Annotated in this window: 24 protein-coding genes; 7 read left to right on the top strand and 17 right to left on the bottom strand. The window is 61.5% G+C overall.

Annotation, left to right across the window (positions count from 1 at the left end; all coding sequences use genetic code 11):
- Positions 1-8 precede the first annotated feature (8 nt).
- The 3 genes from AC1DJO_RS19000 to AC1DJO_RS18990 form a co-directional block, all read right to left on the bottom strand.
- Positions 9-674 (bottom strand): DUF1345 domain-containing protein, encoded by a 666-nt coding sequence (locus tag AC1DJO_RS19000; protein ID WP_310296813.1) that lies wholly within the window; start codon positions 672-674, stop codon positions 9-11.
- A gap of 93 nt (positions 675-767) precedes the next feature.
- A complete protein-coding gene (gene tal, locus AC1DJO_RS18995; protein ID WP_112385645.1) occupies positions 768-1,733 on the bottom strand; it encodes a transaldolase in 966 nt (321 codons plus the stop codon).
- Between the two features lie 2 nt (positions 1,734-1,735).
- Complete coding sequence (locus AC1DJO_RS18990) at positions 1,736-2,050, bottom strand: hypothetical protein (protein WP_477972428.1); 315 nt, start codon at positions 2,048-2,050, stop codon at positions 1,736-1,738.
- A 117-nt stretch (positions 2,051-2,167) separates the two neighbouring features.
- On the opposite strand from AC1DJO_RS18990, the gene AC1DJO_RS18985 reads away from it, so the two are divergent.
- The gene (locus AC1DJO_RS18985) at positions 2,168-3,148 is read left to right on the top strand and encodes a sugar-binding transcriptional regulator (RefSeq protein ID WP_477940812.1); all 981 of its coding nucleotides are present in this window, start codon (positions 2,168-2,170) and stop codon (positions 3,146-3,148) included.
- 6 nt (positions 3,149-3,154) lie between these two features.
- Here the strand turns inward: AC1DJO_RS18985 and AC1DJO_RS18980 are convergent, their stop codons facing one another.
- Both AC1DJO_RS18980 and AC1DJO_RS18975 read right to left on the bottom strand, forming a co-directional pair.
- Positions 3,155-4,027 (bottom strand): methylated-DNA--[protein]-cysteine S-methyltransferase, encoded by an 873-nt coding sequence (locus AC1DJO_RS18980; protein ID WP_477972426.1) that lies wholly within the window; start codon positions 4,025-4,027, stop codon positions 3,155-3,157.
- 69 nt (positions 4,028-4,096) lie between these two features.
- The gene (locus tag AC1DJO_RS18975) at positions 4,097-4,594 is read right to left on the bottom strand and encodes a DUF2244 domain-containing protein (RefSeq protein WP_112385729.1); all 498 of its coding nucleotides are present in this window, start codon (positions 4,592-4,594) and stop codon (positions 4,097-4,099) included.
- A gap of 22 nt (positions 4,595-4,616) precedes the next feature.
- Between AC1DJO_RS18975 and nth the strand changes: the two genes are divergently transcribed.
- Positions 4,617-5,396, top strand: coding sequence for an endonuclease III (gene nth, locus AC1DJO_RS18970; protein WP_477972424.1), 780 nt, complete (start codon positions 4,617-4,619; stop codon positions 5,394-5,396).
- On the opposite strand, the gene AC1DJO_RS18965 is transcribed toward nth, so the two are convergent.
- A complete protein-coding gene (locus AC1DJO_RS18965) occupies positions 5,361-5,933 on the bottom strand; it encodes a TetR/AcrR family transcriptional regulator (RefSeq protein ID WP_477940818.1) in 573 nt (190 codons plus the stop codon). The genes nth and AC1DJO_RS18965 overlap by 36 nt on opposite strands.
- Before the next feature lie 81 nt (positions 5,934-6,014).
- Between AC1DJO_RS18965 and AC1DJO_RS18960 the strand changes: the two genes are divergently transcribed.
- On the top strand, positions 6,015-6,440 hold the full coding sequence (locus AC1DJO_RS18960; RefSeq protein WP_477940820.1) for a VOC family protein: 426 nt from the start codon (positions 6,015-6,017) through the stop codon (positions 6,438-6,440).
- A 1-nt stretch (position 6,441) separates the two neighbouring features.
- Here AC1DJO_RS18960 and AC1DJO_RS18955 read toward each other — a convergent pair whose 3' ends face one another.
- Positions 6,442-7,155, bottom strand: coding sequence for a sulfate transporter family protein (locus AC1DJO_RS18955; protein ID WP_310296801.1), 714 nt, complete (start codon positions 7,153-7,155; stop codon positions 6,442-6,444).
- Between the two features lie 235 nt (positions 7,156-7,390).
- Here AC1DJO_RS18955 and AC1DJO_RS18950 point away from each other — a divergent pair, with 235 nt between their 5' ends.
- Positions 7,391-8,248: a MurR/RpiR family transcriptional regulator gene (locus AC1DJO_RS18950; RefSeq protein ID WP_112385652.1), complete on the top strand. Its 858-nt coding sequence runs from the start codon at positions 7,391-7,393 to the stop codon at positions 8,246-8,248.
- Here AC1DJO_RS18950 and AC1DJO_RS18945 read toward each other — a convergent pair.
- From AC1DJO_RS18945 to AC1DJO_RS18905, 9 genes are all read right to left on the bottom strand, one after another.
- Entirely contained in the window at positions 8,245-9,831 is a 1,587-nt protein-coding gene (locus AC1DJO_RS18945; RefSeq protein ID WP_112516864.1) for an FGGY-family carbohydrate kinase, read from the bottom strand. The genes AC1DJO_RS18950 and AC1DJO_RS18945 overlap by 4 nt on opposite strands.
- Positions 9,831-10,520 carry an HAD family hydrolase gene (locus AC1DJO_RS18940; protein ID WP_477972422.1) on the bottom strand — a complete coding sequence of 230 codons (690 nt, stop codon included), beginning with the start codon at positions 10,518-10,520 and terminating at the stop codon, positions 9,831-9,833. The genes AC1DJO_RS18945 and AC1DJO_RS18940 overlap by 1 nt, the downstream gene beginning before the upstream one ends.
- Positions 10,521-10,605: 85 nt before the next feature.
- On the bottom strand, positions 10,606-12,087 hold the full coding sequence (locus AC1DJO_RS18935; RefSeq protein WP_477972420.1) for a mannitol dehydrogenase family protein: 1,482 nt from the start codon (positions 12,085-12,087) through the stop codon (positions 10,606-10,608).
- A gap of 101 nt (positions 12,088-12,188) precedes the next feature.
- The gene (locus AC1DJO_RS18930) at positions 12,189-13,187 is read right to left on the bottom strand and encodes an ABC transporter ATP-binding protein (protein ID WP_112516867.1); all 999 of its coding nucleotides are present in this window, start codon (positions 13,185-13,187) and stop codon (positions 12,189-12,191) included.
- Between the two features lie 18 nt (positions 13,188-13,205).
- Positions 13,206-14,036 (bottom strand): carbohydrate ABC transporter permease, encoded by an 831-nt coding sequence (locus AC1DJO_RS18925; protein WP_477972418.1) that lies wholly within the window; start codon positions 14,034-14,036, stop codon positions 13,206-13,208.
- Between the two features lies 1 nt (position 14,037).
- Positions 14,038-14,910, bottom strand: coding sequence for a carbohydrate ABC transporter permease (locus tag AC1DJO_RS18920; RefSeq protein WP_112385658.1), 873 nt, complete (start codon positions 14,908-14,910; stop codon positions 14,038-14,040).
- 139 nt (positions 14,911-15,049) lie between these two features.
- Positions 15,050-16,360 (bottom strand): ABC transporter substrate-binding protein, encoded by a 1,311-nt coding sequence (locus AC1DJO_RS18915; RefSeq protein WP_477972417.1) that lies wholly within the window; start codon positions 16,358-16,360, stop codon positions 15,050-15,052.
- A gap of 145 nt (positions 16,361-16,505) precedes the next feature.
- Positions 16,506-17,459, bottom strand: coding sequence for a sugar-binding transcriptional regulator (locus AC1DJO_RS18910; protein ID WP_477940825.1), 954 nt, complete (start codon positions 17,457-17,459; stop codon positions 16,506-16,508).
- A gap of 141 nt (positions 17,460-17,600) precedes the next feature.
- Positions 17,601-18,260, bottom strand: coding sequence for an exopolysaccharide biosynthesis protein (locus AC1DJO_RS18905; protein WP_477972415.1), 660 nt, complete (start codon positions 18,258-18,260; stop codon positions 17,601-17,603).
- A gap of 185 nt (positions 18,261-18,445) precedes the next feature.
- Here AC1DJO_RS18905 and AC1DJO_RS18900 point away from each other — a divergent pair, with 185 nt between their 5' ends.
- Genes AC1DJO_RS18900 through AC1DJO_RS18890 form a run of 3 tightly spaced genes read left to right on the top strand, consistent with a single transcriptional unit; the run spans position 18,446 to position 21,407 of the window.
- A complete protein-coding gene (locus AC1DJO_RS18900) occupies positions 18,446-19,105 on the top strand; it encodes a response regulator (protein WP_477972413.1) in 660 nt (219 codons plus the stop codon).
- The gene (locus AC1DJO_RS18895) at positions 19,102-20,436 is read left to right on the top strand and encodes a sensor histidine kinase (RefSeq protein WP_477972411.1); all 1,335 of its coding nucleotides are present in this window, start codon (positions 19,102-19,104) and stop codon (positions 20,434-20,436) included. The genes AC1DJO_RS18900 and AC1DJO_RS18895 overlap by 4 nt, the downstream gene beginning before the upstream one ends.
- Before the next feature lie 59 nt (positions 20,437-20,495).
- Positions 20,496-21,407, top strand: coding sequence for an ROK family protein (locus AC1DJO_RS18890; protein ID WP_477972409.1), 912 nt, complete (start codon positions 20,496-20,498; stop codon positions 21,405-21,407).
- 49 nt (positions 21,408-21,456) lie between these two features.
- Here the strand turns inward: AC1DJO_RS18890 and AC1DJO_RS18885 are convergent, their stop codons facing one another.
- Positions 21,457-24,600, bottom strand: a complete 3,144-nt coding sequence (locus AC1DJO_RS18885; protein WP_477972407.1) for an efflux RND transporter permease subunit — start codon at positions 24,598-24,600, stop codon at positions 21,457-21,459.
- Positions 24,601-24,609 lie beyond the last annotated feature (9 nt).

The raw sequence follows: 24,609 nt of genomic DNA, 5'->3' as shown, positions 1-24,609 counted from the left end.
GGCGAGCCTCAGAGCAGGCTCGCCCCGACATTGATCGCCAGCGCCAGGATCGTCGTGTTGAAGAGAAACGACAGCACGGCATGCAGCAGCGCGATCTTGCGCATGGTGCGCGACGACAGGCCGATATCGGCCGTCTGCGCGGCGACACCGATGGTGAAGGAGAAATAGAGGAAGTCCCAATAGATGGGCTCCTCTATCTTATCGGGGAAAACCAGACCTTCAGCCTTGCCCCGCCCGCCGTAGAAGCGGTGGGCATAGTGGATGGTGAAAAGCGTGTGCAGGAAAACCCAGGAAATCAGGATGGTGACGATCGCCGCCATCGCGCGTTCCAGCGCCACATCGGCTGGCGCGTCCTTCACCGAATGCAGCTCGAGACCGATACCGGCAATGCTCGCAACTGCGGCGGCGATCGACAGGAACAGCACGAACGTATCGGAAAAATCGAGATCTTCGGAGCGGCGGCGGATATCCGAAACGGTCGCCCGCAGCATCTTGCGCCAGCTGATGGCGATGAAGACGATCGCCGTCACATTCCAGCCGACCAACACATTCTTGGCATTCACATCGCGGGACGTCAGCAGCAGGAAGACGGCAAACCCGGCAGCGAAGGCGATGATGAAACTGCCATGCCTGATTGCGTAGGTCATAAACCCAGAGCGCTTCCCGCCTGCCATTCCGCTTCTCCCGTCTCAGCTGCTGATATGAAACATGAAAAAGGCCCGGACACCATCGGCGTCCGGGCCTTTTCAAGGACTTGTGTAAAGGCCTTAGGCAGCGGCGAGCTGCAGCTCCTTCTGCACCATGCCGCGCAGCGTGCCGAGATCCTTGGCGAACGCGCGGATGCCTTCGGCGAGCTTTTCGGTCGCCATCGCATCTTCGTTCATCATCCAGCGGAACGTCTTTTCATCGACGCTGATCTTCGCAGCCGGCTTCACCGTCTCCGGCGACAGCTTGCGCTCGAGCTTGCCCTGGTCGTTCGACAGTTCATCGAGCAGGTTCGGCGCAATCGTCAGGCGGTCGCAACCGGCCAGCGCTTCGATTTCACCGGCGCTGCGGAACGAGGCACCCATGACGATCGTCTTGATGTCATTGGCCTTGTAGTAGTTGTAGATATCGCGAACGGAGACCACGCCCGGATCTTCCTCAGGCGTGTAGTCCTTGCCCGTCGACTTCTTGTACCAGTCGAGAATGCGGCCGACGAAGGGCGAGATCAGGAATACCTTGGCGTCGGCGCAGGCGACGGCCTGTGCCTTCGAGAAGAGCAGCGTCAGGTTGCAGTCGATGCCTTCCTTCTGCAGCACTTCGGCAGCGCGGATGCCTTCCCAGGTGGATGCGAGCTTGATCAGGATGCGGTCCTTCTCGATGCCGCGTTCCTTGTAGCCAGCGATGATGCTGTGAGCCTTGTCGATCGAAGCCTTGGTGTCGAAGGAAAGGTCGGCATCGACTTCCGTCGAGACGCGGCCAGGCACCAGCTTCGAGAGCGCGGCACCAACGGAGATCGCCAGGCGATCGGCAACGGCGGCCGAAACAGCCTCGGCATTGCCGCCCTGCTTCTTGCCCCAGGCAACGCCTTCCTTGATCGCATCGGCAAACATCGGCGTGCCGAGTGCCTTCAGTACGATGCTCGGGTTGGTCGTGCAATCGACCGGCTTCAGGCGCGCCACCGCCTCGATGTCGCCGGTATCGGCAACCACCGTGGTTATCTCGCGGAGTTGGTCAAGCTTGGATGTCATGGTCAAAATCCTTTGTGACTGAGCTGCGAACCGGCGCGACCTTCGCCCGGAAAAGAGGTGATCTGCGGAATGCTGACGTTCGTGTTGCAGGCGAAAAAGCGCGGCTCCGTCACGGCTGTTGCGCTAACGGGAGTTGCATCGGCAATGTTCCGGGCCGGAGCCGAAAGAATGGCGCGATAATTCGGCGCAGGCAATGCCTGCGGCACCAAGGCCGGTCCTGACTTTCCGTATGCCCGCACACTGTCCTCCTCGGACGGACAAGAACGACGTCTGTCGCGGATAATATCGCAATTCCGTTCATCGAAAGTCAAGGACATTTGTGCATTTCAATTGACATAAGTGTCACACCCGTCATTATCGGCGGGAACAATGCGATGCCCGAGCGCCTTTCGCTTGCTGCAAGCAATTAGGGTGAAATTCTCGACGGAGAAGATGTGGTCAAGCTGAAGCGCGGCACGCACACCGCCTATTCCGAAGCTTCGTCGCTGAGGCTCAGGGCGGCGTGGCTCTACTATAATCAAGGTCTCACGCAAAAGGACGTTGCCGAGCAGCTCGGCATCAGCCGCACCACCGTCATCCGCCTTCTCGACGAAGCGATGAAACGCAGCGAAGTGCAGATCTGGATCAACGATTCGATCGGCGACTGCGTCGAGCTTTCAGTCAAGCTCGAGCGCGCTTACGGCCTCGACGAGGCAATCGTCGTGCCCTCCCCGGCAAACAGCGACGTCAACGCACTGGCGAAAAGCGTCGGCCTGGCGCTCGGCCAGTTTCTCTCCGAAGCGATCCCCGACAATTACACGATCGGCGTCGGCTGGGGGCGGACGATGACCGCCTCGCTATCGAGCTTCCGCTCGCCACGGCGCGACAATTGCAAGGTCGTCTCGCTGCTCGGTGGCGTCGTTGCCGTGCACCAGACCAATCCCATTGACTACACCTGGCGCCTGGCGAGTCAGCTCGGCGCCGAGTGCTACATGTTCCTGGCGCCGCTGCTGGTCGATTCCATCGAGACCAAACGCAACCTGATCGATAGATGCGGCCTGGACTCGATCTACCGGCTCGCAGAGAACCTCGACCTGGCGATCGTTTCCTGCGGCGATATCGGCCCGCATTCGACGTCGCTCTCCGAGGGATGGATTTCGAAGGCCGAGCTGCAGGAGCTTATCGACGCCGGCTGCGTCTGCGACACGATGTTCAACTTCCTCGACAAGGATGGAAACACCGTCGATCACTCGATCAACAGCCGCGTCATGTCGGTCGATCTCGACACGCTGAAAAAGGCAAAGCACATAGTACTCTCCTCCGGTGGCGCGCACCGCGCCACCGCCATCCGCGCCACGATCAAGCGGATCGGCTGCAATACGCTGATCACCGACGAGAGCGCGGCGAAGGCATTGTTGGAACTGGCCGAAGCCTGAACGCCCTCAGGCGTGCGCCGACTCCCAGCCGAGCATCGCCCGCTTGCGCGTCAGCCCCCAGTGATAACCCGTCAGCGCTCCGCTCTTGCCGAGTGCGCGGTGGCATGGCACGACGAAGGAAATCGGGTTGGCGCCGACCGCCGCACCGACAGCGCGCATGGCCTTCGGGCTGCCAATGTCATTGGCGATGTCGCTATAGGTCACGGCCTTGCCGAAGGGGATCTTCAGCAGGCTTTCCCAGACCCGCACCTGAAAATCAGTCCCGATCAGCACGACGCGAAGCGGCTGCTCGGATGACCATTTGCCCGGCTGGAAGATCCGCTCGGCATAAGGCGCCGTCGCCTGCCGGTCTTCGACATATTCGGCATTCGGCCAACGGCAGGTCATATCCTCCAGGCAGCCCGCCTCATCGCCGAGATCGCTGAAGGCGAGCCCGGCCAGTCCGCGATCGGTGGCCATCACCAGCGCGACGCCGAAGGGCGAGGTGTGGAAACCGTAGCGAATGGTCAGTCCGCCGCCCCTTGCCTTCCACTCGCCCGGAGACATGGCCTCATGGGTGACGAACAGATCGTGCAGACGGCTGGGGCCGGAGAGACCGACCTCGAAAGACGTCTCCAGCAAAGGCAGCTCTTCCTGGCGCAACAGGCGCTTGGCGTGATCGAGCGTCACCGCCTGCAGGAAGGCCTTGGGCGAAAGCCCGGCCCAGCGCGTGAAGGTCTTCTGCAATTGCGTCGGCGATTGGTTGAGGCGCGCGGCGATGTCTTCCAGCGAAGGCTGGTCGCGATAATCCTCGGTGATCAATTCGATGACCCGCCGAACGGTCTCGTAATCGGGACCATCAGGCGTGATGTCTCTGTTCAGATTTGCGATCATGTTCATCGTATTTCTCCTTGTATCAAGGAGATAATCAAGCGGGATCTGCGAAACCACCCGTTTCTTGCGCGGCTTTCAGATCCGCCGCTTCACCGTCGCCAGCGCGCCCTTGAAGGCCTTGGCGAAACTTTCGCGATCATCGGGATTGAGGAATGAGCCGATATCCGTGCGCCGCCCCTCACCCGCAACATGCATGGAGAGAATGCCGATCTCCTCATGCCGCCGCACCAGGAAGCGCGTCCAGAACGGATTAAAATGGTGCTCGATCATCTTGCCCGACGGCGCAAACTTGCGGATCGCCACGTCGCTTCGCGAAACGGTGACCTCTTCCCGCGCACGTCCGGAGCGGTAGTTCAGCCAGAAGGCACCGTAGAGAAGCGCGAAATCGAGACCGAAGAAAAAGCCGATCGGCCAGGCACCCGTCACGACGAAGAACATTCCGTACATCAGGCAGACGGCACCGGAAAGCGCGAGCAGCACACGAAACCCCTTGCGGCCGAGCGACCGGTAGGGGAAGAGTTCGGCGGCGAAAACAGGCTGTTCGACCGCGCTGTCGGCGTTGCTTTCCGTCATGGCTGATGAGTATAGATTGTCGATGGCCGAACCGAAACTCAAATCCGCTTCCCGCATTTCGCAAAACTCAAAAGTGATCGCCCGCCGCAAGACGGCGGCGGTCCGAAGCGCCTATTCCGAAGCCGAGCGGGAGGAGATTTTCCGCCGCTTCTCGATCCAGCGGCCAGAACCGAAGGGCGAGCTGGAACACAGCAACCCCTTCACCTTGGTGGTTGCCGTGGCGCTCTCGGCGCAGGCGACCGACGCCGGCGTCAACAAGGCGACACGGGCGCTTTTCAAGGCCGCCGATACGCCGGAAAAGATGCTTGCCCTCGGCGAGGAAAAGGTTCGCGATTACATCAAGACGATCGGCCTCTATCGCAACAAGGCGAAGAACGTCATTGCCTTGTCGCAGATGCTGGTCGATGAGTTCGACGGTGTCGTGCCGCAGACACGTGACGAGCTGATCCGGCTGCCGGGCGTCGGCCGAAAGACTGCGAATGTCGTGCTGTCCATGGCATTCGGCCAGGCGACGATGGCCGTCGATACCCACATCTTCCGCATCGCCAACCGCATCAGGCTCGCGCCGGGCAAGACGCCCGATGAGGTCGAAGAGCGGATGATGAAGGTGGTACCGAAGCAGTATCTCTACCACGCGCACCACTGGCTGATCCTGCATGGCCGCTACACCTGCAAGGCAAGACGCCCCGAATGCGAGCGCTGCGTCATCGCCGATATCTGCAAGTCTGCCGAGAAGACGTGGGACATCCCCGCGCCGCTCGTCGAGCTACCGCCGCAGATGATCGGTGAGGCCATCGACTAGGCTGGCAATCGCCTGCTCGTAGTCCTCCCGCACCCCACCCTGCTCGATCTCGATAGCAGCGCGGTCAAAGGCGGCCGACAACAATGCCGTCAGCGGTCCAAGCTGCGCCGCCGCCGCGGGCATCGCCGCCAAGCCCCGGCGCAGGCTTTCCTCCGCATTCTCCCGGTCGATCGCCGAAGCCTCCGCGCCGAGAACCGCTGGCGCCTCCAGCAGCAGCAGCCGTGTACGTCCCTCGGCCGCCATGGCGTCGAAATAGGCCGATGCACCCGTGAGCAGTGCATCCCTTGGAGATTGCGCATCCGCCGAGCGGCTCTCGATCTCCTCTGCCACCTTTCCCGCCTCCAGCTCGATGACCGCCCGGAACAGCGCTCGCTTGTCTTCGAAATGGTGATAGAGCGCCCCGCGCGTCACGCCCGCCGCCGAGACGATGTCCGGCGTCGCGGTCTCGGCATAGCCTTTGTCGACAAAGAGGCGGCGCGCAGCCGCGATCAGTGCCTGCTGCGTCTGTTCGGTTCGTTCGCGATTGGTCCTGGTCATATCGCCTATTTACATACACACCGCATGTATGTTAAACGAAAAAACATACAAACTGTATGCAAATTGAAAAGGAGCAATGAAATGAAATCGACGAGCTATTATCCGGTCATCATGACCGGCGACGTGGCGGTAACGGCGGCTTTCTACATAACGCATTTCCGCTTTCAGGCGCTTTTCGAAAGTGATTGGTATGTCCACCTGCAATCCGCCGAAGACGAGCGGATCAACCTCGCGATCCTGGACGGCAGCCACGAGACCATCCCCGAGCAGGCGCGCGGCAAGGTCTCCGGCCTGCTTCTGAATTTCGAGGTCGAGGATGTCGATACCATCTACCTGGCCTGCAAGGCCGCGGGATTGCCGATCATGCGCGATTTGCGTGACGAGGATTTCGGCCAGCGGCACTTCATCACCGCCGACCCCAACGGCGTGCTGATCGACATCATCAAGCCGATCCCGCCGAGCGCCGAATTCGCCGCCATGTATGACGCCTCGGCCCTGCCCGCCTGACCTAACCTCTGAAGGCCGGATCCTTCTGCGACACCAGCTTGTGCAGGTGCACCATCATGCCGGCGGCAAAGAGTGGCGTGAGGAGATTGAGGAACGGCACCGCGAGAAAAGCCGCGATGACAAGGCCGCCCAGGAAGACCGTCGATCCGTGCTTTGCCCGGAAGGCGCGGGCCTCCTCGGGCGGCCGGAAGCGCATTGCCGCAAACTCGAAGAATTCCCGCCCGAGCAGGTAACCGTTCACCACAAAGAAGGCGATCAGATTGACGCCGGGGATGAAGAGCAGAAACAGCGCGATGATATTGCCGAGGATCACCACGCCGAGGAACTTGATCGAACTCGTCAACGCCGGTCCAAGCGGCATTGCCGTGCCCGGCCGGTCGTTCGGATAATCGCGTTTCTCCACAACCTCGGCAACGTCATCCAGAAACAGGCCGGCAATCAGCGCCGTCACCGGAGACAGAAGAAGGGCAAGGCCGAGCGCCAGCCCAAGACCGGCGAGAATTGCTAAGACGAAGCTTAGCCACCCCGCCCATTCCGGCATCTGTGGAAAGAAACCAGCAATCCAGGGAAAGAGCAGCGTCGCAAACAGGCTGCGCAGCACGAACCACAGCCCCACCAGCACCAGAAGCGTCAAACCCAGCACCTTCCAGAACACTGAGCGTGTCTCGGGAGCAAGCAGGTTGCGGAAGGACAGGCGGGCGGCGTCAAGGATCATGCGTGGCGTCTCCGTGGTTTGACCCAGGATGTAGGAATCCCCGCGCAGAACGGCAAGCCGAAATAAAAGTACATGCAGCAATGGAAAACTTGTCTGCAATTGAACACTAATATATACTGGAAATTATTCGATCTAAACTTGAGCCTGAGACGCAGCTTCCGGAAATAGTTGCAAACGGCAAGTCTCGCCCGCGCGCATCCGCAAGACGCGTTTTCGCCAGTGAGGGGCCCGTTGCGTGGAAGACTTCGTCCAGAAGCTCAGGCATTACGTGAAGTCCGGCACGCCAGCGGAGCGCCGGATCGCGAAGTATTTCACCGAGCATCTGAACGACCTGCCCTTCGAAACCGCGGCCTCCGTGGCCGACCGGCTGGATCTCAGCCCAATGACGGTCGGGCGCTTCCTGCGAGCGCTCGGCTATCAGGGCCTCGACAGCGTCAAGATCCATATCCGCGAAACGGCGGTCACATCGCCGGTCCAGTTGCAGACCTCGCTCAACGAGCTGCAGACCGACGCATCGAGCGGCAAGCCGTTGGCGCTGCTGGTTACCGAACAGATCCAGGCGATGCACCATATCTACCACCTGACCGCGCAGCCCCAATGGGCTGAGGCGGCGTCGATGATCTCAAGCGCCCGTGAAGTCTTCATCGCCACCCATGTACGCTTGACCGGCTTCGCTTCGCATTTTGCCCAGCGCCTTACCCACGCCCGCGATGGCGTTCGCGCGCTCGATGGATCGGGGAGCCGCTTTGCCGAACTCTTCGCCCGACAGACCGGCGAAGGCGCACTGCTCGTCATCATCGATTGCCGGCGCTTTGCCCGCGCCAGGCTACTTGCCAGAACAGCAAGGCGCTACGGCTACCGGGTGGTGCTGATCACTGCGGAAAACAATGACTGGATGCCGGAGCAGTCGAACATCATGCTGACACTGCCTCCGTCACGCGTGCCGGACGAAGACAACCTGCCGCCGCTGATGGCACTGCTCGATTGCCTGTCGGAAACGGTGATTGCTGCGGCCGGCGACGAGGCCTTCCAGCGCGAACGCCGCATGGCGGAATTCGGCGCCATCCTCGGCGAAGGCCGCGGCGGCGGCTAATCCATCGCTTCCAGTTCGGCGCGATGCCGGTACATGGCCAGCAGCCGCCGGTATTCGCGGTCGTACATCGCCCGCTTGGCCGCGTTCGGGCTGCGTTCGTCGCCGCCGGGATACATCGCGGTCCCGGCCGCCGCCAGATCCTTGTGTAATCCGCAGGCGGCGGAAGCCGCGATCGCCGTACCGAGCAGGACGGCTTCGTTCATTTTCGGCACCACAACCTTACATCCCGTCGCGTCGGAATAAAGCTCCATCAGCACCGGGTTCTTCACATGGCCGCCGGCCACATGTAGCGTATCCGGAACGTAGCCGTACTCTTTCATCGTCTCGAGGATATGGCGGATACCAAGCGCAATCCCGACGGCGGTCCGCCAATAGAGCGCACACAGCCCGTCGAACGACGTATCGAGCGTCAGCCCGCTGACGACGCCGACAGCGTGGGGATCGGCGAGCGGCGAGCGGTTGCCATGAAAATCCGGTAGCACGAAGATCCTGGCCCCAAGCGCATCGTCGCCTTCTTCAGCACGGAGCTGAGCGACACGGGCTGCGATCTTCTGATGCAACGCCGCCGTCGGCTCGCCGCCGGCCGCATGCATGCGCACGATATGATCAAGCAGGGCGCCGGTCGCCGACTGGCCGCCTTCGACAAGCCAGGACTGGGGAAACACCGCTTCGTAATATGGCCCCCACATGCCGTGGCTCGGCCGCCGTTCGCGCGAAAACGAAACGATGCAGCTCGACGTGCCGGCAATCAGCGCCAGCTGGCGTTCAAGCTCGCGCGGATCGGCCGCATAGCCGCCGAGAGTGCCGAGCGCACCCGCATAGGCATCGACCATCCCGGCCGCAACATGGCAGGCGGTCGTCAGCCCCAGCGCCGAGGCAGCCTCCTGCGTCAACGTCCCGACGCTGGAGCCGACCGGCACCGTTTCGTCAGGCAGGTGCCCCCGCTCCAGCAGATCGTCGAGACCGATCTGCGCCAGGAAGTCCTTCCGCCAGCCGTCTTTCTCATGGGAAAGATAGTTCCATTTCGCCGTCAGCGTGCAGCGTGAGCGCGCCAGTGATCCGGTCGCCTTCCAGGTCATGAAGTCGGCAAGATCGAAGAAGTAGCCGGCGTTCATCCAGGTGCCCGGCAGCTTCGTCTTCAGCCACATCAGCTTCGGCATCTCCATCTCGGGAGACATGAAATGCCCGGAATGTTCGAGAACGGCATGCTGCGTCGCCGTGCAGAAATCCGCTTCCTGCAGCGCCCGGTGATCCAGCCAGACGATGGTGTCAAAGCGCTTCTCGCCGCCGGTCGAAACAGAAATCTGCCTGCCCTCGACATCGCGCACGACGAGCGAGCACGTCCCGTCAAAGCCGATCGCACCGATTGAAGCAGGCGCCACGCCCGATTGCTCAACGGCCTTGCGCACCGAGATGCAGACGGCGGACCAGATATTTTCGGAATCGTGCTCGGCGTGGTTTTCCCGCGGCCTGTTCATGATGATTGGATGCTCGGCCTTGCCCAGCAACCGGCCGCCGGCATCGAAGACGCCGGCGCGCGCACTGCCGGTGCCAACATCCACCGCAACCACGTGATCATGCATCAGGGGTGCATCCCATCCAGCTTTTGTTTCTGGATAAGGTGGAGCAATTCAGGCATTACGTCAAACACGGCTTCGGGCGAAAGCCGGTCAAGTTCAGCACGATAGCCCTCGAAATTGGCGTGGGAACCGCCTGTAAAGGCAAAGACGCGCATACCGGCGGCCTTTGCCGCCTCGATGCCCGCCGGGCTGTCTTCGATCACCACGCAATTCTTCGGCTCGACCTGCATTTCACGCGCTGCATGCAGAAAAAGGTCCGGTGCCGGCTTGCCGTTTTTCACCATGCTGGCGCTAAAGATATTCGGCAGCTTGCCGATCAGCCCGGTGACGGACAGTGAAAGCTTGATACGCTCGACCTGGCTCGATGAAGCGACACAGCAGGGAATATCGAGCGCATCGATCGTCTCGCCGATACCGTCGATCGGTTTCAGCTCGTTGCGGAAGCGGCTGTAGAGATCGATCCGCATCCGCTCGAGAAATTCCTCGCCGGCATGAACGTGGTAGTCGCTCTTCATCGTTTCGATGACGGTCGCCAGGCTCTTGCCGAGGAAGCGGCCATAGACCTCCTCTTCGGTGATCGGCACGCCAAGACCGTTCATCGCCGCGACGAGGACATTGACCGAGATCGGCTCGCTATCGACAAGCACGCCGTCGCAATCGAATATGACCAGCCGTGTCTCAGCATCAGTCATGGAAGACCAACCATCGTTCTAGGACGTATGACCGTCCTGCATCCCGCCAGGCGGCAACGGCGGCATGTGCCGCCGTCATATCTGCTTACACTGCAAGCTTGCCGTCGAGATAGAGCTGCAGCGTCTCGCGGGTGCCCTTTTCCCACAGCGTTTTCAGGGCATGGGCGAAGCGCCTGCGGAACAGCTCCGATTTGGCGACTTCGCCGAAGATGTCGTCGAAGGCGAGGAAGGCCGCCGGATCGTCCTTGGCCTTGATCGCCGCCGCATGCAGGCGGTCGGCGCTGGCATCGTTGAAAACGATATCCTTGCCGCTGTCGGTCTTGCCGGCGAAGTAGCGGCACCAGAGCGCCGAAACCAGCGACAGACCCACCACGTCCCTGCCCTGACTGAGATTGTCGAGCGTCGAGGGCAGGATGAATTTCGGCTGCCGGTTGGAGCCGTCCTGTGCCAGGCGCGGGATGGTGTCGGCAATCTTCGGGTTCAGCAGGCGGCGCTCGATCAACTCGAAATAGTCCTGCAGCGAGGTATTCGGTACCGGCGGCACGATCGGGATGATCTCGTCCTTCTCGAGCTTCGCCAGGAAGGCGCGGATCAGCGGGTCTCCCATGGAATCGTGAACGAAGTGGATGTCCATCAGCGCTGCCGGATAGGCAATCGCCGCATGACCGCCGTTCAGGATGCGGATCTTCATGTGCTCATAAGGCGTGACATCGGGCACGAAGGTCACGCCGACCTTTTCGAGCGCCGGACGGCCTGCGGTGAACTTGTCTTCCAGCACCCACTGCTTGAATTCCTCGCAGTAGACGGGCCAGTTGTCCTCGATGCCGAACTGATCCTTCAGCAGGTCGATCTCGCGCTGGCCGGTTGCCGGCGTGATGCGGTCGACCATGGCATTCGGGAAGGCGACATTGGCCTTGATCCAATCGGCGAAGGACGGATCGGACAGCTTCGCTGTACCGACGACGGCGTTGGTGGTGACCACGCCGTTATGCGGAATGTTGTCGCAGGACATCACCGTGAAGGGAACAAGGCCCTTGTCCTTGCGCGCCTTCAGACCGGCGACGATCAGGCCGAACACGGTCTTCGGCTCGGACGGCTTTTTGCCATCGGCGGCGATTGCCGGATGCTCCGGATTGAACTTGCCGGACGCGTCGATGAAATAGCCGCCCTCGGTAATCGTCATCGAGACGATCTTGATCGCGGGATCCGCAAGCTTGGCGATGATCGCCTTGGAATCGCCGACCGGCAGAATGTCGATCATCGGTCCGGTAACCCGGGCCGCCGTCTTGTTGTTGTCCTGCTCGACCACCGTCGTCAGGAAATCCTGCGCCGCGAGCTTTTCGCGCATCGACGCATCCGACGGCAGCATGCCGGCGCCGACAAGCGCCCAGTCGTGATCCTGTCCCTCGTTGAAGAGATCGTCGAGATAGATCGCCTGGTGGGCGCGATGAAAATTGCCGACGCCGAAGTGCACGATGCCGGCTGAGAGCGACGCCCGGTCATAGGCCGGAACCGTGGCCGTCTTGGCCGCCTCGGTAAGCGTTGCCAGCGATAGTTTGCACGTCATGATACAGTCCTCTTGAGGTCTTCCGGAGCGGCCTCCCGCTCCAGGTCTCGGCGGACCGGGCACCGCGCCCGCTCCGCATGGCCACCCCGGCCCGGCCCGCCTTAGATGGCGAGGCCGCCCTCGTTGAATTTGTGGATACGCGCCTTGTCGGGTGTCACATAAACGGTGTCGCCCGCCTTGGCCGCAAAGTCGCCGCCGGCACGCGCCGTCACCGCACCGATGCCCTCGACATCGATATGCAGGAACGTGTCGGAGCCGAGATGCTCGGCCACCGTGACCCGGCCCTTCCAGTCGCCGCTTTCCAGCGACAGCAGCACATGTTCGGGGCGAACGCCGATCGTATGCGCGCCGAGCTGAGCGGCAAGCTGGCCCTTGACGAAATTCATCTTCGGCGAACCGATGAAACCGGCGACGAAGAGGTTGCGCGGGTTCTTGTAGAGCTCGAGCGGAGAACCGACCTGCTCGATATTGCCGCGGTTGAGAACGACGATCTTGTCGGCCATGGTCATGGCTTCCACCTGGTCGTGGGTGACATAGATCATCGTCGTCTTCAGCTGCTGGTGCAGTTCGCTGATCTCCAGACGCATGTTGACGCGCAGCGCCGCATCGAGGTTCGACAGCGGTTCGTCGAACAGGAATGCCGACGGCTGGCGAACGATGGCGCGGCCGATGGCGACACGCTGGCGCTGACCGCCCGAAAGCTGGCGCGGCTTGCGCTCCAGATAGTCGGTGAGGTTCAGCACGCGCGCGGCGTCGCCGACCTTGCGGTCGATCTCAGCCTTGTCCATCCCCGCCATCTTCAGCGGAAAGGCGATGTTGTTGCGAACGCTCATATGCGGATAAAGCGCATAGGACTGGAACACCATCGCCAGGCGGCGTTCGGACGGCGCCTGTTCGGTCGCGTCCTTGCCGTCGATGACGATCTTGCCGCCGCTGACATCCTCGAGCCCGGCGATCAGCCGCAGCAGCGTGGACTTGCCGCAACCCGATGGTCCGACGAAGACGACGAACTCGCCGTCCTTGATCTCGAGGTCGATCGAAGGGATGACCTTGGCTTCGCCGAAGACCTTCGAGACTTTCTGAAGGGTAATGCTGCCCATGTTTCTCTCCCTGTCGTCTTATTTCACCGCGCCGAAGGTCAGGCCGCGGACGAGTTGTTTCTGCGAGAACCAGCCGAGGATCAGGATCGGGGCGATCGCCATGGTCGATGCTGCCGAGAGCTTGGCGTAGAACAGGCCCTCGGGGCTGGAATAGGAAGCGATGAAGGCCGTCAGCGGCGCTGCCTTGGAGGCAGACAGGTTGAGGGTCCAGAAGGCTTCGTTCCAGGCCAGGATGATGTTGAGCAGCAGCGTCGAGGYAATGCCGGGAATGGCCATCGGCGTCAGCACATAGATGATTTCCTTGGCGAGCGAGGCACCGTCCATGCGGGCCGCCTCGAGGATCTCGCCGGGGATTTCCTTGAAGTAGGTGTAGAGCATCCAGACGATGATCGGCAGGTTGATGAGCGTCAGCACGATCACCAGGCCCATGCGGCTGTCAAGCAATCCGGTGTTGCGGAACATCAGGTAGATCGGGATGAGCGCGCCGACTGGCGGCATCATCTTCGTCGACAGCATCCACATCAGAACGTCCTTGGTCCGCTTGGTCGGCGAAAACGCCATGGCCCAGGCGGCCGGAATGGCGATGATCAGGCCGAGCAGCGTCGAGCCGAAGGAGATGATCACCGAGTTCATGAAGTGGCCGAGATAGTTCGACCGGCTCTGGACTTCCGCATAATTCTCCGTCGTCCAGTGGAAGAACAGGAACTGCGGCGGCGAGGCGATCGCATCGGCTTCGGACTTGAAGCTCGTCAGGAACGTCCAGAGGATCGGGAAGAAGATCAGGATCCCGAGCGTCCAGGCGATCGCGGTCATGATGACCTTGCGTTGTGTGGTGACTTTGCGGGCCATCTTACGCCTCCAGGTTCTTGCCGACGAGACGGACAAGGAAGATCGCGACGATATTGGCGAGGATGACAGCGACGATACCGCCTGCCGAAGCACCGCCGATATCGAACTGCAGGAGCGCCTGGACATAGACCAGATAGGTCAGGTTGGTGCTCTGCGTGCCGGGGCCGCCATTGGTGGTGACCAGGATTTCGGCGAAGACCGAAAGCAGGAAGATCGTCTGGATCAGGATGACCACGGTGATGGCGCGCGCCATATGCGGCAGGACGATATAGATGAATTTCGAAACGACACCCGCACCATCCATTTCGGCGGCTTCTTGCTGTTCCTCATCGAGCGACTGCAGTGCCGTCAGCATGATCAGCGTGGCAAACGGCAGCCACTGCCAGGCGACGATCAGGATGATCGAGAAAAGCGGCGCGTTGGCCAGCCAGTCGTAAGGCTGCAATCCGAGCGCCTTGGCGAGATGCGCGAAGAGCCCGTTGACCGGGTTCATGAACATGTTCTTCCAGACAAGCGCTGCCACCGTCGGCATGACGAAGAAGGGCGCGATGACCAGGATGCGAACGATGCCCTGCCCGTAGATGTCCTGGTTCAGCAGGATCGCGAAGGCGATACCGCCGACGACCGTGATCAACAGGACACCGAGCACCAGCAGCAGCGTATTTGCCAGAGCGGAGAAGAAGGCCGGATCCGTCAGGAAGTACTGATAGTTCAGGAAGCCGACAAAGCTTTCCATGCCCGGGCTGAGCAGATTGTAGTTCAGCAGCGAGAAGTAGATCGTCATCGCCAGCGGGATGAGCGACCACAGCAGCAGAAGAATGACCGAAGGCGCCATCATCATGCGCGCGGCTGAGCGGGTGTGTAACGTTGCCATGGCAATTACCGATCATGTCTGGAGTGGCGAACGGCTGCAGGGCAGCAAAGAAAAAAAGGGGGCCGCCGATGCAGTTCGGGCAATTCGGCGGCCCAGTTGAGTGGAATGTCAAGCATTCCAACCCGTTCTCAGGAGGTTATTACTTGATGTAACCAGCCTTGGTCATTTCGCGAGTCGTCAGCTGCTGCGCGCTCTGGAGAGCCTGGTCGACCGAAAGCTGGCCGGCAAGCGCTGCGGAGAACTGCTGTCCAACGGCCGTACCGATACCCTGGAATTCCGGGATCGCCACGAACTGGACGCCGACATACGGGACCGGCTTGACGGTCGGCTTGGTCGGGTCAGCCGAGTTGATGCTATCAAGCGTCATCTTCGCGAAAGGTGCTGCCTTCTGGTAGTCGGCATTCGCATAGAGCGAAGAACGGGTACCGGGAGGTGCATTCAGCCAGCCTTCCTTTGCAGCGACCAGCTCGGTGTAGTGCTTGCTGGTAGCCCAGGCGACGAACTTTTCAGCCGCTTCGACCTTCTGCGAGCCTGCCGGGATGGCGAGGTTCCAGGCCCAGAGCCAGTTGCCGCGCTTGCCGAGGCCCTTGTCCGGAGCCAGAGCGAAACCGACCTTGTCGGCAACCTGCGATTCCTTCGGGTTGCTGACGAAGGATGCTGCCACGGTGGCATCGATCCACATGCCGCACTTGCCGGTCTGGAAGAGCGCCAGGTTTTCGTTGAAGCCGTTGGAAGAAGCACCCGGAGGGCCGGCGTCCTTCATCAGGTTGACGTAGAAGTTCAGCGTGTCCTTCCACTCGGGTTGGTCGAACTGCGGCTTCCACTGCTCATCGAACCAGCGTGCGCCGAAGGAATTCGACATGGCCGTCAGGAACGCCATGTTTTCGCCCCAGCCGGCCTTGCCGCGAAGGCAAATGCCGTAGACTTCCTTGTCCTTGTTGGTGATCTTCTTCGCAGCGTCTGCGATGAAATCCCAGGTCGGAGCGTCGGGCATCTTGAGACCGGCAGCTTCGAACAGGTCCTTGCGGTACATGACCATCGAGCTTTCGCCGTAGAACGGCGCTGCATAGAGCTTGCCGTCTGCAGTCAGACCGCTGCGGATTGCCGGCAGCAGGTCGTCGGCATCGTAGTCGGCGCCGAGATTGTCGAGCGGCAGAAGCCAGCCCTGCTTTGCCCAGATCGGAACTTCGTAAGTGCCGATCGTCAGAACGTCATACTGACCGCCCTTGGTGGCGATGTCAGTGGTGACCTTCTGGCGGAGCACGTTCTCTTCGAGCGTGACCCATTCCAGGTCGATGTCGGGATTGGATTTTTTGAAGTCATCCGTCAGCTTCTGCATACGGATCATGTCGCCGTTGTTCACGGTCGCGATTGTGAGCGTTTCAGCCGAAGCCATGCCCGCAAACGCCAGTGCCGAGCAGGCGCCCAGCAGAAGAGTTCTCAATGTCATATCTTCCTCCCAGAAGATGAGTGTGAGCATTCGCTTTGCTCATGGGCAATTACTCACAGGAGGTTACAGAATGTCAATCCGCATTCGTTGCTGCGGTAGCGAAAGGGACACTTATGGCGTTGATTTAAAACAAAATATTTTTTGCTCAGGCCGTGAGCAAAAACTCGGCAGTTGCCTCATCGGTGATCAAAGCGTTGATCTGGCGGCCGACGATGGCGGCTCGTATCGCCTTGAATTTGCGCTTTCCCTTGGCGATTCCGATGACGGTGGATGAGTCGCGCGGGGGGATCGGCGCCGAGGCAACGCGCTCGTTGATCGGGTTGTCGAGAAGCTTGCCGTCACCGTCGAAAATCCAGCCACAGATCTCGCCGACGGCGCCATTGCGCATCAGCTCCATCATCTCGTCCTTCTCAAGGAAACCGTCGACGCAGAGCGGCCCGTCGATGCCCAGTTCCCCGATACCGACGAAGGTGACATCCGACTGCGAGCTGATCTCCAGCGTCGAGCGCACCAGCTGCTGGCTGTGCAGCATTTCACGCTCTTCTGCCGACGTGACGAGAACCGGTAGCGGCATCGGGAAATGCCGCGCCTTGACCGCATCGGCCATGCTGAAAATGACGTTGTAATAGGCCGCCGACCCATCGGGCGTGATGTTGCCGGTCAGAGAGACGATGCGGTGTTCGGGACATTCGAGCTGCGGCAGCTGATCGACAGCCGCTTTCAACGTACGGCCGGTACCGACGGCAAGCACGATCGGTTCGGGCCGCTTCAGCCAACGCTCGATCTCCGCAGCCGCCGCCTCGGCAATGCCGATCGTCGTTGAGGAAGAGCCGGGATCGCTGGGCACGATTTCCACGGAACGCAGATCGAATTTCTTGCGCAGCTGATTGCCGAGTTCGAGACAGGCGGCGATCGGATGATCGAGCCGCACCTTGATCAGCTTCTCGGCAACGGCAAGCGAAACGAGACGCTGTGCCGACTGGCGCGAGATGCCCATCGTCGAAGCAATCTCATCCTGCGTCCGGCCCGCGACATAATAGAGCCACCCTGCTCGCGCCGCGTCATCCAGCCGTCCCGGAGTATCGGTTCTCTTTGCCATCTAGCTTCTACCGCGCAAAATAAGCCGGCGTTCTACCGGGTGAATATGACCATGAATCTCTAATGCGCCAGATCAAAACAAAAATGGGCAAATGTCGAGTGTGTTGAAGAAATGCGTGACAGATTTCGTCTTGGCGACCTGTCAGGCAAACCAGTTGGCGATGACGAAAGCTGCCGCCTTGATGATCCCGTAGACCATGCCGCCGACGACGGTCGCCGACAGTCCGGCAGCAATCACGCCGAGGATGACGAACAAGCCGTCGCGGCCGAGAATACCGAAGGAGAACAGGCAGATCGCCAGCGCCGGCAGCATATTCCCCAACGGGATCGGCAGCGTCAGGATGACGGCCATGACGAGACAAAGGAAGCCGGCAAGGTATTCCGCCGGCGGCTCGACAAGCACCGAAAGCCGCGGCTTCAGCATCCGTTCGGCGAAAGCCAGCTTCCGATGGATACGCGAAATGATCGCTTCGAAATCCTCGCGGCGCATCGACCGGTCAGCGATCACCTTCGGCAGCCACGGTTTGAGACCGAAGGTCAGCTGTGCCGCGAGAAAGAGCAGCGGCGCTCCGAGGATCGCCGAGGTCCCGGGCGGCGTCGGCACGAGGTTCGGCAGCGCGAAAACCAGCATCAGAGCGCCAATCGCCCGGTCACCCATCGTTTCGAAAATATCCCGGATGGAGATGCGCTCGCGCGAGCGGTCACTGGCCATCTGCCTGAGAATTGCCGACAGGCGGCGCGCCCTCGGCCGTGGATTACGCGGCAGGCGCCCCCGCGCCATATCCATGCTTTCGATCGTCATAAAACCCCGGAAACTCGATTTCGTGTGCTTGATACCATCCAAATATGAACCTTCTCTGCTGAATGTGCCGCCATCATGACGGCGGCGCTTCTCGATCGCGGCCATTGCAAGGCCATTTTTCGCCGTCACGCCATGCTTGACCCCCGCCAGCGCCAGGCGCTACTCATTCTCCAGGGAGAAATTGCGTGCGAATTCTGCTGGTTGAAGACGATGGAATGATTGGCGAAGCGGTGCGCGACCATGTGGCCGCCGCCGGCCACGCCATCGACTGGATGCGCACGATCGGCGACGCGCAAGCGGCGGAAAAATCGGTCGATTACGGGCTGATCCTGCTCGACCTGCAGCTGCCGGATGGTACAGGCATCGCGTTTCTCAAGGCGCTGAGGGGGCGCGGCGAGACCGTGCCCGTCATCATCCTGACGGCGCGCGACCAGATATCCGACCGCATTGAGGGTTTGAATGCCGGTGCGGACGATTATCTCGTCAAGCCGTTCAATCTCGGCGAACTCGAAGCCCGCATCATGGCGGTGGCCCGCCGCTACGGCGCCAATCCGCACCCGATCATCAAGATCGCCGATATCGAGATCGATCGCCCCCAGCATAGGCTTGCGGTCGCTGGTGAGCCGATCGTCCTGACTAGCCGCGAATGGGCGGTGCTCGACCTCTTGGTTGCCAGGCCGGGCGCGATCGTGCCCAAGGACCGCATCGAGGAGGCACTCTACGCTTTCGGATCGGAAATCGAGAGCAACACCGTCGAGGTCTATGTCAGCCGGCTGCGCAAGAAGATCGGCAAGGACCGCATCCGCACCGCCCGCGGCATCGGCTACACGTTGGGCGAAGCATGAGACGCGAACCGAGCATTACCCGGCCACTGATCCTGGCGCTGACCAGTATCGTCGTGCTCTTCTGGCTGATTGCCATCGGCCTCAGCATCCGCGTCATGCAGCATGAGTTCTCGGAGATATTCGACAGCGCTCAGGAAGAAACGACGCAGCGGCTGCTGGCACTGATCGTCGACGACCTCGACCAACGCACGGTCACCGATCCGCGCAGCGTGGCGATGCTGAATACGGCCGCCAGCCGCGAATATCTGACCTATCAGCTGCGCGACAAGACCGGAAAGGTCGTGCTGCGTTCCAATGATGCGCCGGCCGAGCCGTTTGGCGCACCGCTCGTCCACGGATTTCATGACACACAAACGCACCGGATCTATACTGAGGCGACAGCCGATGGCGCTCTGTTCATGCAGGTCGCGGACCGCTTTGGAAACCGTCGCGAGGCGGTGCGCGAAAGTGCCGCCACTCTTCTCTGGCCGCTCATCGTCCTGATCCCCGCGAGCATCTTCGCCGTCTGGTTCGTGGTCGGCCGCGCGCTGAAACCGATCGAAACGTTGCGCCAGGACATTGCCACCAAGGACGGTGGCAACATGGCGCCGATCGAGAGCGGCCGCCTGCCCCGCGAGATCAAGCCGATCGGCCGCTCGGTCAATCTGCTACTGGCCCGGCTGCGGTCGGCGCTGGAAGCCGAGCGCGAATTCACCGCCAACAGCGCCCACGAGCTCAGAACCCCGATCGCGGGTGCCCTGGCGCAAACGCAGCGGCTCGCCGAAGAGCTTCCGCCCGGCCCAGTGCGGCAGCGGGCCAAGCAGGTGGAGACCTCGCTGGTCAATCTCGGCCGCCTTGCGGAAAAATTGCTGCAGCTCTCGCGCGCCGAAGCCGGCATCGGCAAGAGCGACGTGGCTTCCGACCTGAAGCCGGTGCTCGACATGCTGATGACCGACTATGCCCGCGACAGCCGCACCGAGGGCCGCATCGCTTACGAGGTCGAAAGCGGCGCAACGCTTGTGCGCAACGCCGACGTCGATGCCTTCGGCATCGTTATCCGCAATCTGGTCGAAAACGCCCTCTCTCATGGAGACCCCGGGCAGGAGGTTTCGGTCTCACTGGATGGGGAAGGCACCATTCGCGTGGTCAACGACAGTCCGGTGATTTCTGCGGCAGACCTCGGCAATCTCAAGCGGCGCTTCCGCCGGGGTACGACCAACGCGCCGGGATCGGGTCTCGGCCTCGCGATCGCCGATCGCATCACCGCCCAGATGGGCGGGACGCTGGAACTGCTGTCACCGGCAAGCGGCAGGCAATCCGGCTTCGAAGCGCGGGTCACGCTCCCCGCATAGGGCTTGCAAATCCAAGCAAACGATGCGAGCAGACGCCGGTAATCGCGAGGCGGCAAGACATGATCATTTCCTTCGATATCGGCGGCTCGGCCATCAAGGGCGGCATCGCCCACTCCGAAGCGGACATCACTCCCATGGGCCGCAAGCCGACGCCCAAAGATGACTTTGCGGCCTTCGTCGAAACCATCCGCAGCTTCATCACGGAAAGCGGCGAACAGCCGTCGCGCGTTGCGCTTTCGATTGCCGGCGTTGTCGATCCGGATACCCAGCGGCTCACCTGCGCTAACATTCCCTGTATCCACGGCCGCGATCTCGCAGCCGAGCTGGAGGCGGAACTCGGCCTGCCGGTGCTGATCGCCAATGATGCCGATTGTTTCGCCATGGCAGAAGCCGAACTCGGCGCCGGACGCGGCCATCGCATCGTGCTTGGCGCCATTCTCGGCACCGGCGTCGGTGGTGGCCTTGTCTCCGACGGGCGGTTGATCAACGCCTCGGGCGGCTTTGCCGGTGAATGGGGCCACGGCCCGATCATCGCCTCGGAAGCAGGAAATCCGCCCGCCAAAATCCCTGCCTATCCGTGCGGCTGCGGCCAGAAGGGCTGTGTCGACACCGTCGGCGGCGCCCGCGGCCTCGAGCGTCTGCACAAGACGCTGCATGACCTGGATTTCTCCAGCGAGGAGATCATCGCGCAATGGCAGCAGGGTGATGAGAAGGCGACGCGCACGATCGACGTCTACACCGATCTCGTGGCCTCGCCGCTCGCCCTGACCGTCAACATCACGGGCGCAACGATCGTCCCTGTCGGTGGCGGCCTGTCGAATGTCGAGCAGCTGCTCGCCGAACTCGACAGGGCGGTCCGCCAGCGGATCCTGCGCAAGTTCGACCGGCCGCTGGTCGTTCGCAGCGAATGCCGCGTCGAGCCCGGCCTGATCGGCGCCGCCATCCTCGGCCTCAAGGCCGAGGCAGCCTGAACGCAGCTGATCTGAAAGCGAAAACGGCGCGGCCGGAACCGCGCCATCTTCACTCTGCGGCCATCGCCGGCGGATGATGCTCATCCGCGTCTTCCTGGTCGGCGCTGGCCTGCCCGCCCGTCGCATCCTTCGGCTCACGGCCGAAGAACAGCGCATAGCCGGCGGGCAGAACGAAGATCGTCAGCAGGGTGGCAACCAGAATGCCGCCCATCATGGCGTAGGCAAGCGGCCCCCAGAAAACGCCGCGTGAGATCGGGATCAGCGCCAGGACAGCGGTCAGCGCCGTCAGCATGATCGGCCTGAAGCGGCGGACAGCAGCACCGACGATCGCCTCCTGCCGATGCATCCCCGCCTTGATATCCTGGTCGATCTGGTCGACGAGGATGATCGAGTTGCGGATGATGATCCCGAGCAGCGCGATGACGCCAAGGATCGCCACGAAGCCGAACGGCGCACCGCTGATCAGCAAGGCGCTGGCCGCGCCGATGATGCCGAGCGGACCGGTCGCAAAGACCAGCATCGCCTTGCCGAAATGCTGCAGCTGCGCCATCAGCAGGATCATGATGACGACGAGCATGATCGGCGCCTTGGCGGCAATCGAATCCTGGCTCTCGGCAGCATCTTCAGCACCGCCTTGGATCTGCACCTGGTAGCCGGCGGGCAAGCTGTCGCGCAGACCCTTCATGTCGGCATACATCTTCATGGCAACGTCGTTCGGCTGCATGCCGTCAGGCAACGTGGCACGCACGCTGATCGTCGGCAGGCGGTTGCGGCGCCATTCGATGCCCTGTTCCATCACTGGAACCACCTTGGCAATCTGCGACACCGGCACGAAGCCACCGAAATCCGTCGGCACATAGACCGAGTTGACGGCCGAGAGCAGCGAACGGCTCGTCTCAGGCTCCCGGGCGACGATCGACACCGTTTCTTCGCCGTCGCGGAAGTCGTCGAGCGGTGCGCCGGACATCGCTGTCTGCAGCATCTGCCGGACGCGCTGCGAGGTGACACCCAGCGAGCGGGCGCGATCCTGGTCGATGATGAGCTTCATCGCCGGTACCGGTTCCAGCCAGTCGTCATGAATCGCACCGAGTTCGGGGTTCTCGGCGAACTTGGCCTTCACCTCGTCGGCAATCCGGCGCACTTCCTGGCGATCCGGGCCCATAACGCGCATCTGCACGGGCCAGCCGGTCGGCGGCCCCAGGAACAGGCGATCGACCTTGCCTCGGATATCAGGGAAGTCTTCGGCAAGGATCGTTCTGAGCTTGACGATCAGCCGCTCGCGCGCCGGTTCGTCATTCGCCATGATCAGGAGCTGAGCAAAGTTCGGATTGGCAAGCTGCTGGTCGAGCGGCAGGAAGAAGCGAGGCGCACCTTCGCCGATATAGGTGGCGATGAACTTCTTGTCCGGATCCGCCATCATCTTGGCTTCGAGAGCCTTCGCCTTGGTCTCGACGTCCTTGATGCTGGTGCCCTCGGGCAGCCAGAGATCGACAAGGATTTCGGGACGCGAGGACTGCGGGAAGAAGTTCTGCGGAATGAACTGGAAACTCCAGAGACTGGTGACAAAGGCACCGACGGTGATCAGGAGCACGATGGCGCGATGGCGTACCGCCCAGCCGACGCTGTTGCGCAGGCCGCGGTAGAAGCGCGTATCGAAGACATCGTGATGCTCGCCGGTATGATGCCGCTGCTTCAGGATCATGTAGCCGAGCCATGGCGTGAAATAGACCGCCACGAACCACGAGACGATAAGTGCGATACCGACGACATAGAAAAGCGAACGGACATATTCACCGGCTGTCGATGCCGCAAAACCGACGGGAATGAACCCGGCTATGGTGATCAACGTGCCGGTCAGCATCGGGAAGGCTGTCGATGAATAGGCGAAACTTGCCGCCTCGACCTTCACCAGCCCCTCTTCCAGCTTTCGCTCCATCATCTCGACGACGATCATCGCATCATCGACGAGAAGACCGAGCGCGATGATCAATGCACCGAGCGAGATGCGCTGCAGGTCGATGCCGAGCTCGTACATGATGGCGAATGTGGCGGCGAGCACCAAGGGGATCGCGATTGCGATCACCAGGCCGGAACGCCAGCCGATCGACAGGAACGAGACGATGAGCACGATGACCAGTGCTTCGCCCAGCGCATGCATGAACTCGCTGATCGCATCGGTCACGACATCGGGCTGGTTGGAGATCTGATCGACAGCCACGCCATAGGGCAGCGCCTTCTCGAAGCGCTCGTAGGTCGCTTCGACATCCGTGCCGACATCGGTGACCTTGAAGCCCTTGGCCATGACGACGCCGACCTGAACGCTCTCATGACCGTTGAAGCGGTACTTGCGCTGATAGGGATCCTCGAGACCGGAATAGACGGTGGCGATATCGCCAAGACGGGTCACCTGATTGCCGGAGCGCAGCCGCAGTTCCCGGATATCCTCGACCTTGCGGACATCGCCTTCGACCGAGATGCGCACGGACCGCAGGCCGGTATCGACCGAACCCGCCGGATCGACATTGTTCTGACCCTTGATCGCGTTCTGCAGATCGACGACGGTCAGGCCGCGTTCGGCCAGCGCCTTGGAGGAGACGTCGATATAGATCTTTTCCGGCTGGTCGCCGATGATGACAGCCTTCTCGACACCAGGCGTCGTCAGCAGCATGTCACGCGCCTGGATCGCGAATTTCTTCAGCTCCGGATAGGAATAGCCGTCACCGCTGATCGAATGCAGCGTGATGAACGTATCGCCGAACTCATCGTTGAAATAGGGGCCGAGCAGGCCCTGCGGCAGCTCGCTGGCGATATCGCCGACCTTCTTGCGAACCTGGTAGAACGCGTCGGCAACGTCTGCCGAACTGGTGTCGCCCTTCACCTGAACGGTGATGATAGAGCTGCCGGCACGGGTATAGGATTTCACCCAGTCGAGATGCGGGGTTTCCTGCAGCTTGCGCTCGATCTTGTTGGTGACCTGGTCTTCCATCTCCTGAATGGAGGAGCCGGGCCAGACGGCCTGCACGACCATGACGCGGAAGGTGAAATCCGGGTCTTCCTTTTGGCCCATGCGCATCAGCCCGAGCACCCCGGTTATCAGGATGAGGCCGAAGAGGAAGCGGGCGATGCTCGGATGGCCGATTGCCCAGCGCGACAGATTGAACGGGCGCTTCTCGGTGGTGTCGTTGCTGTCCATGACCTGTGT

It is taken from the genome of Rhizobium sp. 05N430, from assembly GCF_056396985.1.
The sequence above is the reverse complement of the archived record's forward strand: the minus strand, read 5'-3'. Positions and strand labels throughout refer to the sequence as shown.

Bases quoted from the DNA above. Each gene is read 5' to 3' on its own strand.
- AC1DJO_RS19000 (WP_310296813.1), bottom strand. From the start codon at position 674: ATGGCAGGCGGGAAGCGCTCTGGGTTTATGACCTACGCAATCAGGCAT.
- tal (WP_112385645.1), bottom strand. From the start codon at position 1,733: ATGACATCCAAGCTTGACCAACTCCGCGAGATAACCACGGTGGTTGCC.
- AC1DJO_RS18990 (WP_477972428.1), bottom strand. From the start codon at position 2,050: ATGTCCTTGACTTTCGATGAACGGAATTGCGATATTATCCGCGACAGA.
- AC1DJO_RS18980 (WP_477972426.1), bottom strand. From the start codon at position 4,027: ATGAACATGATCGCAAATCTGAACAGAGACATCACGCCTGATGGTCCC.
- AC1DJO_RS18975 (WP_112385729.1), bottom strand. From the start codon at position 4,594: ATGACGGAAAGCAACGCCGACAGCGCGGTCGAACAGCCTGTTTTCGCC.
- nth (WP_477972424.1), top strand. From the start codon at position 4,617: ATGGCCGAACCGAAACTCAAATCCGCTTCCCGCATTTCGCAAAACTCA.
- AC1DJO_RS18965 (WP_477940818.1), bottom strand. From the start codon at position 5,933: ATGACCAGGACCAATCGCGAACGAACCGAACAGACGCAGCAGGCACTG.
- AC1DJO_RS18960 (WP_477940820.1), top strand. From the start codon at position 6,015: ATGAAATCGACGAGCTATTATCCGGTCATCATGACCGGCGACGTGGCG.
- AC1DJO_RS18955 (WP_310296801.1), bottom strand. From the start codon at position 7,155: ATGATCCTTGACGCCGCCCGCCTGTCCTTCCGCAACCTGCTTGCTCCC.
- AC1DJO_RS18945 (WP_112516864.1), bottom strand. From the start codon at position 9,831: ATGCATGATCACGTGGTTGCGGTGGATGTTGGCACCGGCAGTGCGCGC.
- AC1DJO_RS18940 (WP_477972422.1), bottom strand. From the start codon at position 10,520: ATGACTGATGCTGAGACACGGCTGGTCATATTCGATTGCGACGGCGTG.
- AC1DJO_RS18935 (WP_477972420.1), bottom strand. From the start codon at position 12,087: ATGACGTGCAAACTATCGCTGGCAACGCTTACCGAGGCGGCCAAGACG.
- AC1DJO_RS18930 (WP_112516867.1), bottom strand. From the start codon at position 13,187: ATGGGCAGCATTACCCTTCAGAAAGTCTCGAAGGTCTTCGGCGAAGCC.
- AC1DJO_RS18920 (WP_112385658.1), bottom strand. From the start codon at position 14,910: ATGGCAACGTTACACACCCGCTCAGCCGCGCGCATGATGATGGCGCCT.
- AC1DJO_RS18915 (WP_477972417.1), bottom strand. From the start codon at position 16,360: ATGACATTGAGAACTCTTCTGCTGGGCGCCTGCTCGGCACTGGCGTTT.
- AC1DJO_RS18910 (WP_477940825.1), bottom strand. From the start codon at position 17,459: ATGGCAAAGAGAACCGATACTCCGGGACGGCTGGATGACGCGGCGCGA.
- AC1DJO_RS18905 (WP_477972415.1), bottom strand. From the start codon at position 18,260: ATGACGATCGAAAGCATGGATATGGCGCGGGGGCGCCTGCCGCGTAAT.
- AC1DJO_RS18895 (WP_477972411.1), top strand. From the start codon at position 19,102: ATGAGACGCGAACCGAGCATTACCCGGCCACTGATCCTGGCGCTGACC.
- AC1DJO_RS18890 (WP_477972409.1), top strand. From the start codon at position 20,496: ATGATCATTTCCTTCGATATCGGCGGCTCGGCCATCAAGGGCGGCATC.
- AC1DJO_RS18885 (WP_477972407.1), bottom strand. From the start codon at position 24,600: ATGGACAGCAACGACACCACCGAGAAGCGCCCGTTCAATCTGTCGCGC.